The sequence below is a fragment of the Glutamicibacter sp. NPDC090743 genome (assembly GCF_044769125.1).
Classification (GTDB): domain Bacteria; phylum Actinomycetota; class Actinomycetes; order Actinomycetales; family Micrococcaceae; genus Glutamicibacter.
Genome location: NZ_JBIVXE010000013.1, coordinates 1 through 10,721, shown reverse-complemented (window position 1 = coordinate 10,721; position 10,721 = coordinate 1). Strand labels below are relative to the sequence as shown.

Annotated in this window: 9 protein-coding genes; 7 read left to right on the top strand and 2 right to left on the bottom strand. The window is 60.5% G+C overall.

What is annotated here, in order from left to right:
- Positions 1-181: 181 nt before the first annotated feature.
- A complete protein-coding gene (locus ACIQTS_RS17985; RefSeq protein ID WP_105656966.1) occupies positions 182-838 on the bottom strand; it encodes a GNAT family N-acetyltransferase in 657 nt (218 codons plus the stop codon).
- A 165-nt stretch (positions 839-1,003) separates the two neighbouring features.
- On the opposite strand from ACIQTS_RS17985, the gene ACIQTS_RS17980 reads away from it, so the two are divergent.
- Complete coding sequence (locus tag ACIQTS_RS17980; RefSeq protein WP_402474286.1) at positions 1,004-1,903, top strand: rhodanese-related sulfurtransferase; 900 nt, start codon at positions 1,004-1,006, stop codon at positions 1,901-1,903.
- Between the two features lie 54 nt (positions 1,904-1,957).
- Here the strand turns inward: ACIQTS_RS17980 and ACIQTS_RS17975 are convergent, their stop codons facing one another.
- Entirely contained in the window at positions 1,958-2,536 is a 579-nt protein-coding gene (locus ACIQTS_RS17975; protein ID WP_105656964.1) for a GNAT family N-acetyltransferase, read from the bottom strand.
- Positions 2,537-2,609: 73 nt separating this feature from the next.
- Between ACIQTS_RS17975 and ACIQTS_RS17970 the strand changes: the two genes are divergently transcribed.
- The 6 genes from ACIQTS_RS17970 (at position 2,610) to proC (ending at position 10,590) form a co-directional block, all read left to right on the top strand.
- On the top strand, positions 2,610-4,199 hold the full coding sequence (locus tag ACIQTS_RS17970) for a methyltransferase (protein WP_402474283.1): 1,590 nt from the start codon (positions 2,610-2,612) through the stop codon (positions 4,197-4,199).
- Between the two features lie 23 nt (positions 4,200-4,222).
- Positions 4,223-4,873, top strand: coding sequence for a helix-turn-helix transcriptional regulator (locus tag ACIQTS_RS17965; RefSeq protein ID WP_105657083.1), 651 nt, complete (start codon positions 4,223-4,225; stop codon positions 4,871-4,873).
- 149 nt (positions 4,874-5,022) lie between these two features.
- On the top strand, positions 5,023-7,812 hold the full coding sequence (gene topA / locus ACIQTS_RS17960; RefSeq protein WP_332485931.1) for a type I DNA topoisomerase: 2,790 nt from the start codon (positions 5,023-5,025) through the stop codon (positions 7,810-7,812).
- A 32-nt stretch (positions 7,813-7,844) separates the two neighbouring features.
- The gene (locus ACIQTS_RS17955; RefSeq protein WP_105656961.1) at positions 7,845-8,864 is read left to right on the top strand and encodes a Ppx/GppA phosphatase family protein; all 1,020 of its coding nucleotides are present in this window, start codon (positions 7,845-7,847) and stop codon (positions 8,862-8,864) included.
- Between the two features lie 54 nt (positions 8,865-8,918).
- Positions 8,919-9,743, top strand: coding sequence for a sugar phosphate isomerase/epimerase (locus ACIQTS_RS17950; RefSeq protein WP_105656960.1), 825 nt, complete (start codon positions 8,919-8,921; stop codon positions 9,741-9,743).
- A gap of 4 nt (positions 9,744-9,747) precedes the next feature.
- Positions 9,748-10,590, top strand: a complete 843-nt coding sequence (proC, locus tag ACIQTS_RS17945; protein WP_105656959.1) for a pyrroline-5-carboxylate reductase — start codon at positions 9,748-9,750, stop codon at positions 10,588-10,590.
- The last annotated feature ends 131 nt before the right edge of the window (positions 10,591-10,721 follow it).

Here is a 10,721-nt window from a genome sequence, read left to right as displayed (position 1 = left end):
GCGACCCCCTTCCCCCTTCTACCCCCCGCCCACCCCCCCCCCCCCCCCCCCGCCCGCCCCCCCCCCCCCCCCCACCCACCCCCCCCCCCCCCCCCCCCCCCCCCCCCCCCCCCCCCCCCCCCCCCCCCCCCCGCCCCCCCCCCCCCCCCCCCCCACGGCGATAAGAGTAATCTTGGAGGCCCTAGGCCTTGAACATGACAACCTTGCCCAGCGAAGTCCAGCCCAGCGAAGCGTAAAGCTGCTGGCCATCGACCGAAGCGATCAACAGGCCTTCATCAACATCGTGTTCTTGAGCCAGCGAAGCCAGCGCACGCATGATCAGGGTACCTAGGCCCTTGCGGCGGAAATCGGCGCCGGTGATGATGCGGTCGAAGATTGCGTATCCGCCAACTGCTGAGACATGGCCGGATGCCGCAACGACTTCCTGGTTGTCCTCGGGATGCAGCGACACGTAGGCATGAGTGCCATCGCGTTCAATCTGGAAGACGAAGCCGTCTGCAGGCAGTGGGACCTCGACGTCGTGCACGGCTAGTTCGGTGACCATCAGTGCTTCGTCATCGGCAGTGACCTGCAGGCCTACTTCAGCCGCAATGGCAACCAGATTCTCGGCGGAGTCGTCGAAAGCCGTCAGCCGACGGTTCGGGTGCTTCGTCAGGGTCTCGGCTACTGCTGCGAGTTCCTCTTTGGAGGGACCATAGATGACGTATTCCCAGTCTTCAGTGGTGTCGTGGCGCAGCGCAGCGTGGACCCGTCCTTCGTTGCGGGTTTCATAACCACGAGCCCCAGCCCAGCCTGCTACCCAGGTGCCAATCAGTTCATCGCTTGCGTTTGATGCCATAATTTGACCCTACCTTGTCTTTCCTAGGAATTAGCTGACATTGAACTAATCGTTGCCTACTTGGAACTATTGCACTGGCCGAGAGCCCGATATTTTCGGGAAAGATCAATGTGACATTGCTCTTTTCCTCGGCGTTTCGCGGCCAAAAGCTACTAACATTGTAGGGTGGCCATTCATCGTATTGTTCTGTATTACGCTTTTACTCCGCTCCCAGACCCGGAGGCAATCCGCCTTTGGCAGCGCTCGCTGCTGGAGCGCTGGGGCTTGCGCGGACGCATCATCATCTCCAAAGACGGCATCAACGGCACCGTTGGTGGCGAGATCTCCGCAGTCAAGGCCTACGTCAAGGCCACGCGAGAACTGCCAGCTTTCAAGAAGATGGATATCAAGTGGTCGGAAGGTTCGGCAGAAGACTTCCCGCGTATCTCCGTCAAGGTTCGCGACGAGATCGTGACCTTCGGCGCTCCTGGCGAACTGGAAGTTGACGAGAACGGTGTTGTCGGCGGTGGCACCCACTTGCGCCCCGAAGAACTTCACGAGCTGGTTGACAACAAGAAGAAGACCGGCGAGAAGGTCCATTTCTTCGATGGCCGCAACGCATTCGAAGCGCAGATCGGCAAGTTCAAGAACGCGATTGTCCCCGAAGTGGACACCACCCGCGATTTCGTTGCCGAGCTGGATTCGGGCAAGTACGACCACCTGAAGGACCAGCCGGTGGTCACCTACTGCACCGGCGGCATTCGCTGCGAAGTGCTTTCGGCTTTGATGGTCAAACGCGGATTCCAAGAGGTGTACCAGATGCAGGGCGGCATCGTCCGCTATGGCGAGAAGTACGGGGATGAAGGCCTATGGGAAGGCTCTCTCTACGTTTTCGATAAGCGCATGCATACCGAATTCTCCGAAGACGCTGTCACCATCGGTGAATGCGTGGGCTGCCAAGGTCCAACCAACAAGTTCGAGAACTGTTCGGACCCGGCCTGCCGCAACCTGCGCCTGTTCTGCGAGGACTGCGCAAAGGACGAAGCACTGCGCCGCTGCCCAGACTGCAGCACCGTAGACGCCTAACTTCAGCTTTCACCAACCGCGGCCTGGACTTTCCATAAGTCCAGGCCGCGTTTTCTATGCGGTCACCTTCGGCCACATTCCGCGCGACGCATCCTTGACGTCGACCTGTTCCACCTCGGTCCGGTAGATTCTCAGCCCTCGCGCCTGGTAGTTCGGTAGCGCCGCCGGTCCGTCCAGTGAGCAGGTATGCAGCCATACCCGGCTGACCTCAGGCAGCTGCGGCCATCGTGAACCCAGGGCCCAGGCCTGTTGCAGTGCTTCGCTGAGCAGCACCCCGCCAAGGCCGCGGCCGGTAGCTTCGGGAAATAAGCCGAAGTAGAAGATCTCGACTTCACTGCCGGCGTCCGCGACTTCCGTGACGAGCTCCACGTACCCCTGGGGAGCACCGTGCTGGTAGAGCACCCAGGTTTCTGAGCCCGGGCGTCGAAGCACTTCGTCCCACTGGTCTCGGGTCGAACCCAGGCGGTCAGACCAGTTCAATTCGCTGCCCACGCTCTGATACAGAAACCGCGAAAATTCCGGGGTGATCTCCTTGGCCAGCTCGATCCGGGCGTCCTCGGGCAAGGACTTGGCCGAGCGAATGACATCAGCGGAGTCGAGTTGCTGGAGATAGGTCACCGTTACTTGGGTCATGCCCACATCATAGGTCGCCGTAGTTTGCCTGGCCTAGCTATCACCCGTTGAGTTACTCGGTAGACTTGGAGGTGTGAATGCTGCTGAATTTTCTTCCATTGATGACGCTCCCCAGAGCTACAATCAACTGCTCATCGACTCGCTAGCCAAAGACCTCACTGATGTCGGGTACAACTATGAAAATGTTGCGGGGCTGCTTGGTGAGGAAGCTGCGGCAGCATTTGCCCGCGACCAGCTCCACCCTGCCTTGCGAAACCTGGATCGTAGCAGGCCAGATAGCTCGCTTGCCTGTGTGGTTCGCCTCTTCCAAATGGGCCAGACCCAGGAAGACGCGGCCATCAATGCCGCCTTCCCGACATTGAAGACCGACGGATTGCTCAAGCTGGGCCTGATCGAGTCCTGGGCTACCGGTTACCGGGCCAAGATTGCCCTGGCGCTGCATTCCTCCGATGCTGACGGTGAATTGTGGGTGGCCCACGACCTGGGTGCCCACCAGCGTCCCGGCGTGTTGCGCACCGACCATGTGCTGGGCATTGGACAGGCGTCCCTGACCCTGGCGCAGATCACGATCCGCGAAAAGGTCGAGCGCGCACTGGACTTGGGTACCGGCTGCGGCATCCAGCTGTTCCATCTGCTATCGCACGCGGAGCATGTTACGGCCACAGACCTGTCGGCCCGAGCCCTGGGCTTCACCCGCTTCAACCTGATGCTCAACTACCAGGCCCTGGAGCTGGATCCGGATAACCTCGAATCGCGGGTCACCCTGCTCCAGGGAAGCCTGTTCGATCCGGTGGCTGGATCCACTTTCAACCTGATCGCCAGCAACCCGCCGTTCGTGATTACCCCGCGAAGCAGCAATGAGCGCGCCAAGGACCGGTTCACCTACCGTGATGGCGGAATGGCCGGCGATACGCTGGTGAGCACCTTGATCGAGCAGGCTCCTGGCTTCCTGGCGCCGGGTGGCTGCATGCAAATGCTGTCAAACTGGGAGATTCCTCGCCTAGATGATGAATCCAACCAGCCGTGGGATGCCCGCGTGCGCCAGTGGTTCGGCGACCAGCTGGACGTATGGGTGATCGAGCGCGAGCAAACAACGCCAAGCGGCTACGCCGAGACATGGCTGCGCGACTCTTCCCAGACCGAGGACAGCACTTCATACATCTCCGCCTACAACGCATACCTCGATGACTTCGAGTCCCGCGGCGTGGGTGCCATCGGCTTCGGTCTGGTGTACTTCCGCCGTCCAGCCGCAGGCCATCCGGTACTGCAGCGCTACGAGCAGATCTCGCACCAGGTGGAACAGCCGCTCGCCCCGACCCTGCAGCGGGACATTGCCATGTCCGACCAGCTGGCCGCCGCCAATGAAGGGTTCAAGGATTGGCACCTGCTGGTGGCCGAGGATGTTACTGAGGAGCGCCATCAGCGCCCGGGGGCGGAGCACCCCGGCGTGATCTTGCTGCGGCAGGGGGCAGGGCTGCGCCGTACTGAATTGCTTGATACCGCACAGGCAGGATTTGTTTCCGCCTGCGATGGTGATTTGTCGGTATCGCAACTAGTCAACGCGTTGGATTCCTTGATTGGAGAAGGGCAAGAAGACTTCGCGGACCTGCTTTATGAAGCAGTGAAGCGACTCTTGCGACATGGCCTGCTTCAGAAAATGTGAAACAAGCGCTAAAGTTTTTCCCTATGACACGGAACACAATTGAGGAACAAGGTGGGGCCGCCTCGCGCGATGAGGCGGAAATCCCACAAGTTGTCTCGATCACTGACCCCCAGGCGATTCGAGCGTTGGCCCATGACGCTCGACTGATCGTCTTGGATGAGCTCTTTGCTTCGCAGACCACCCGCACCGCTACAGAACTTGCATCCTTGTGTGCGCTGACACCTAGCGCCATGAGCTATCACCTCCGGGCCCTGGAGAAGTACGGGTACGTGATTCGTGCTGCCAGCGAAGGAGACGCACGCGAGCGGCGGTGGCGAGCGGCTGGTGAACGGCTAGAGCTGAACACGCAGATCGACTCGGCGAACGCCAAAACTGCGTACTTGAACGTGCAATTGAACGCATTCCGCACCCGGCTCAATGCTGAAGTCCAGCGGCGCGAGGCAGAAGCGAAGACCGGAATCGCTCCGGACCCGGATCGTCCGCCGATGCTGACTAGCGGTTTGGTCTTCCTCTCGGAAGCCAAGCAACGCGAGTTCAACCGCAGAATGCTGGATCTGGTCTACGAATACGAGGCACAGGCAACAGCCGAGGAACGCAGTATTGATTCGCGGCGTATGTTCTACTTAATCTCATTGCTTCCCGAATACCAGAGCATGGGGGAGGCATCATCATAAGTATGCCCGGCTCAGGGAGCGCAGATTCTTCGGTGTAAGATCATCGGGAAATGTGCTTATAGAGTAGGCATGAAGAACGAAGCTGCGATGTCGGATTGATCAGGGCCCGGAAATGGGTATCCAAGGTCCGTGTTGTCTAAAGGAGTGCTGTGCCCCCCAAGGCCAAGGAAAAGACTGGTAAGAAACTCGTAATCGTGGAGTCTCCTGCCAAGGTGAAGTCGATCGCCAAATATTTGGGTGAAGGCTTTGACGTGGATGCCTCAGTGGGCCATATCCGCGACCTTCCGCAGCCCTCAGAACTGCCAACCGAGCTGAAAAAGACCTCAGTAGGCAAGTTCGCTGTCGATCTGGACAACGACTTTGAGCCTTACTACATGGTCTACCCGGACAAGAAGAAGCGCGTTTCCGAACTGAAGGCGAAGCTCAAAGAAGCTGACGAACTTTACCTCGCAACCGATGCGGACCGCGAAGGCGAAGCCATCGCGTGGCACCTGCTGCAGGTCCTGAAGCCAAAGGTTCCGGTACGCCGCCTGGCATTTACCGAAATCACCAAGGAAGGCATCGCCCGCGCACTGGAAAACATGCGCGAGCTCGATACCGACCTCGTCGACGCCCAGGAAACCCGCCGTGTCCTGGACCGCCTCTATGGTTACGAAATTTCACCGGTGCTCTGGCGCAAGGTGGCTCGCGGGCTGTCCGCAGGCCGCGTGCAGTCCGTGGCAACCCGTTTGGTCGTCGAGCGCGAACGCGAACGCATGGCCTTCATCCCCGCCGGATACTGGGATGTGAAGGGTAACTTCGCCACCAGTGAAGGCGAAGGCTTCGCAGCGAAGCTCTCGGCAGTGGACGGCGCCCGTGTCGCCTCCGGCCGTGACTTCGATGACCGCGGCCAGCTGAAGACCACCCGCAATAAGCTGGCCCACCTGGATCAGGAGTCGGCCCAGTCGCTGGTGGCGAACCTGTCGGACACCGGCTTTGCGGTGACCTCCGTCGAGGACAAGCCGTACACCCGTCGTCCGGCCGCCCCTTTCACCACCTCCACGCTGCAGCAGGAAGCATCCCGCAAGCTGCGCTGGAGCTCCAAGATCACCATGCAGATCGCTCAGCGGCTGTATGAAAACGGCTACATCACCTATATGCGTACCGATTCGGTCTTCCTCTCGGGCGAGGCAGTGAATGCCGCGCGCAAGCAGGCAACCGAACTGTATGGCGCGGATTCCGTTCCAGCCAAGCCGCGCGTCTACAAGGCGAAGAACGATGCCGCGCAGGAAGCCCACGAGGCAATCCGCCCGGCCGGTGACATGTTCCGCCGCCCGAAGGACGTGCGTTCCTCGTTGTCCAAGGACGAGTACGCATTGTACGAGCTGATCTGGAAGCGCACCGTCGCCTCGCAGATGGCCGATGCCAAGGGCTTCACCGCCACCATCAAGCTGCAGGGCACCGCCAGCGATCAGCGCGTGGCCGAGTTCTCGGCCTCCGGCACCGTAATCACCTTCCGCGGTTTCCTTTCCGCCTATGAGGAGGGCAAGGACGAACAGGCCCTGGAAGCCGCAGCAGAGAATGCCGAAGCCCGCCTGCCGCAGCTGGCTGTGGGCCAGCAGCTGGCCGGCGATGAACTGACCGCTCTGGGCCACGAAACCTCCCCGCCGGCTCGTTACACCGAAGCTTCAATCGTGGCCGAGCTGGAAAAGCGCGAGATCGGCCGCCCGTCGACCTACGCGCCAACCATCTCCACGATCATGGACCGCGGCTATGTCACCAAGCGAGGCGGCGCCCTGGTGCCGAGCTGGATCGCCTTCTCGGTGATCCGCTTGCTCGAAGAGCACTTCGCGAAGTACGTGGACTACGATTTCACCGCCCGCCTGGAAGATGATCTCGATGAGATCGCCAAGGGCCATCGTGCCCGCACCGACTGGCTGAACCTGTTCTACTTCGGCAAGGGCGCGGAGACCGAATCCGAAGGCTTGAAGCATGTGGTCGATAACCTCGGCGACATCGACGCCCGTGCGATCAACTCGATCAAGGTCACCGACGACATCACCTTGCGTGTGGGCAAGTTCGGCCCGTACCTGGAACGTGCCATCCCGGAAGGCGCCGAGGAAGGCACCGAGCCGCAGCGCGCCAACGTGCCTGAGGATCTGGCCCCGGACGAGCTGACTGCCGAAAAGGCAGAGGAGCTCTTTGCCAACTCGCAGGTCTCCGAAATGCACTTGGGCATTGATCCGGAAACCGGTCGCCAGATCGTAGCCAAGGATGGCCGCTACGGCGCCTACGTCACCGAGATCATCCCGGAGCCAACCGAAGAGGAATTGGCGGCCCAGCCGGTCGAGTACTACAAGAATGGCAAGCCGAAGCCGCCGAAGAAGCCAACCAAGGTCAAGCCGCGCACCGCGTCGCTGTTCAAGTCCATGACTGTCGAATCAGTGACCTTGGAAGATGCCCTGAAGCTGATGAGCCTGCCTCGCGTACTGGGTGCTGACGCTGACGGCGAAGAGATCACCGTGCAGAACGGCCGCTTCGGTCCGTACCTGAAGAAGGGCAGCGATTCGCGCTCGATCGAGAGCGAAGAGCAGATCTTCACGATCACCTTGGACGAAGCGCTGGCGATCTACGCGCAGCCGAAGCAGCGTGGCCGTCGTGCCGCGGTACCGCCATTGGCCGAGTTCGGAGTGGACCCGACCAGCGAGAAGAACATCGTGGTCAAGGATGGCCGCTTCGGTCCATACATCACCGACGGCGTCACCAACATCACCGTTCCGCGCACTACCTCCCTGGAGGAACTGACGCGCGAGCAGGCTATCGAGCTGCTGGCAGACAAACGTGCCCGCGGACCGGTGAAGCGCACGGCAAAGAAGTCGCCGGCCAAGACGCCAGCAGCCAAGAAGACCCCGGCGAAGAAGGCTACGGCCAAGAAGACGACCGCGAAAAAGACTGACTAGTCTTTCTTGCCAGGCCTAACGAGGAGCGCACCATGAGACTCGGTGTATTGGATATCGGTTCGAATACCGTTCACCTGTTGCTCGTCGATGCATATCCGGGAGCCCGCCCGGTTCCCTATGCCTCGCACAAGCGACCCTTGTCCTTGGTGCGCTACCTCAATGAGTATGGCGCCATAACTGAAGAGGGCCAGCGCGAGCTGATCTCCTTCATCAAGGAAGCCGCCAAGTTCGCCGAAAACCACCAGGTTGAGGACTTCATGGCTTTCTGCACTTCAGCGATTCGCGAATCCTCCAACGGTGCTGCCGTCCTGGAACGCGTCGAAGTCGAGACAGGCGTGAGCTTGATGGAACTGACCGGCGAAGAAGAAGCCGGCATGACCTTCTACTCCGTACGCCGTTGGTTTGGCTGGTCTTCGGAATCCATCCTGAACCTGGATATGGGCGGAGGCTCGCTGGAGCTGGCCTTGGGCGTTGACGAGTTCCCGCAAACAGCCTTCTCCGTGCCCCTGGGTGCCGGCCGGCTGACCCGCGAATGGCTTCCTAACGACCTGCCGTCCATTAAGGAAGTCAAGGAACTGCGTACGTACGTGCGTGACGTTCTCACGGACCCAACTACCGAGCTGCGCCAGTATGGCAAGCCCACCTTGGCCACCGCTACTTCCAAGACTTTCCGCTCGCTGGCTCGCATCACCGGAGCCGCGCCGAGCACGGAAGGCCCCTATGTTAAGCGCGTGCTCAATCGTGACGCATTGAAATTGTGGACCAACCGATTGACCGCGATGAGCTGGGCTGAACGGGCAGAATTGCCCGGTGTCTCAGAGATTCGCGCCCCGCAACTGCTTGCCGGGGCGATTGTCGCTCACGAAGCGATGAATGCTTTGAAACTGAAATCTGTGCGGATTTGCCCTTGGGCGATTCGTGAAGGCTTGATGCTGCGACGTTTTGATCACGTGATGTTTGACTCTGCGACACCGCTCAGTAGTAGCGTTGGAGTTGGGGAAGTAGCTCTGGATAACGAGAAGTACAAATTTCTCGCCAAACCCAGCAGCTAACCTTCTTGGCTAAGCGGTGCCCGCACAGTGGACCCGGTAACAGGAGGCAAGAGCATGGAAGACCAGAAGAGCACAATGAAGGTGCCAGTCACCCTCTCTAGCGCGTCAGTTTATCCGCTGACCGTCCATGACGCCTTCGCGATGGCCAAGGACGTGGGATACGACGGGCTGGAAGTGCTGATTACCGGCAACGCAGCCAGCCAATCTGCGACCGCGCTCAAAGCCTTGATGGACAAGTACCAACTGCCGATCATGGCCATTCACGCACCGACACTGCTGCTCACCCAGCAGGTGTGGGGCTCTGCTTGGGCCAAGATCGAACGTTCGGTCATCCTGGCCCAAGCGGTCGGCGCAAATGTGGTTGTCGCCCATCCGCCATTCAGGTGGCAGGGCGCCTACGCCGAAGAATTCGCCGAAGGCGTGCAGCGATTGGTTGAGACCACGGGGATGAAAATCGCCGTGGAAAACATGTACCCATGGCGTGCCCGGGGCCGTGAAGCGAAAATGTACCTTCCGCACTGGAACCCAGTCCCGCAGCACTACCAGCATGTGACCTGGGATTTCTCCCATGCGGCGATTGCCAATATGGATTCGCGTCAAGCCGTTGAGGACCTGGGCCAGCGACTGGCGCACGTTCATCTGTGCGATGGTTTGGATAACGGCAAAGACGAGCACCTTGTGCCAGGCCTGGGCACCCAACCGGTGGCCGAAACGCTGCAATATCTGCGTGATGCCAATTGGAGCGGCACCGTAGCGGTCGAGGTCTCCACACGCAAAGCTCGCAACACCGGGCAAAAAGAAGAATGGCTGGGAAAGACCCTAGAATTTGCCCGCCAGCACTTAACAGTCGGCAGCGATCCCAAGCCAATGACACAATAGCCATATGAGTGAAGCAACAAAGAATCTGTCCCTGTCCTTCCTCGGCGCCGGCTCCATGAACGGCGCCATCCTGCGTGGCATTATCGCCTCGGGCCATGACCCGCAGCTCATCACCGCTACCGTGCGAAGCGATAACCGCGTAGCGGAACTGCGCGAATTGGGCATCAACGTCTTGGTCAGCGAGGAAGATCCCGAAGCCAACCGCCGGGCTGCCGCCAGCGCAGACATTATCTTCCTGGGCGTGAAGCCGGTAGGCATCACCGAACTGTGCGAGGAGATTTCCGGATCGCTGGACGCGCAGAAGGTCGTTGTTTCCGTAGCCGCCGCTATCACCCTGAGCAGCATGCAGTCTCATCTGCCAGCTGGCCAGCCGGTCATCCGTTCCATGCCGAACACCCCTTTGATGGTCGGTGCCGGCGTGGTGGGAATCAGCCCGGCGGCAAGCGTGAGCGACGAGCAGACCAAGTTGGTCACCGATCTGCTCTCCGGATCCGGCGACGTGCACGTCATCGACGAAGAGCAGCAAAATGCGCTCTCGGCAATTTCCGGGTCCGGTCCGGCCTATGCTTTCTACCTGGCTGAGGCCATGGCCAATGCCGGTGTGGCCATGGGCTTGGATGAAAAGCTTTCAATCGCGCTGGCACGTGCCACTGTGGCCGGTGCCGGCAAGATGCTCTCGAACCCTGACGCGGATCCCGCGACCCTGCGCAAGGCAGTAACCAGCCCGAAGGGCACCACCGAGCAGGCTATCGCCACCTTCGATGAGCAGGGAATTCCAAAGATTATTGCTGCGGGCACGCAAGCGGCAGCCGCCCGTGCAGCGCAGCTGAGTGAAGAGCTCGGCTAGGAACGAGCATCCAGTACGGCGGTGGGGGGGGCCCCCAAGGGTTTGGGGCCCCCCCCCCCAGGCCCCAAAACCGGGCCCACGGCGGGGGGGGGGAAGCCCGCCGCGAAGGAACCGGGCCCCGCCCAGAACAG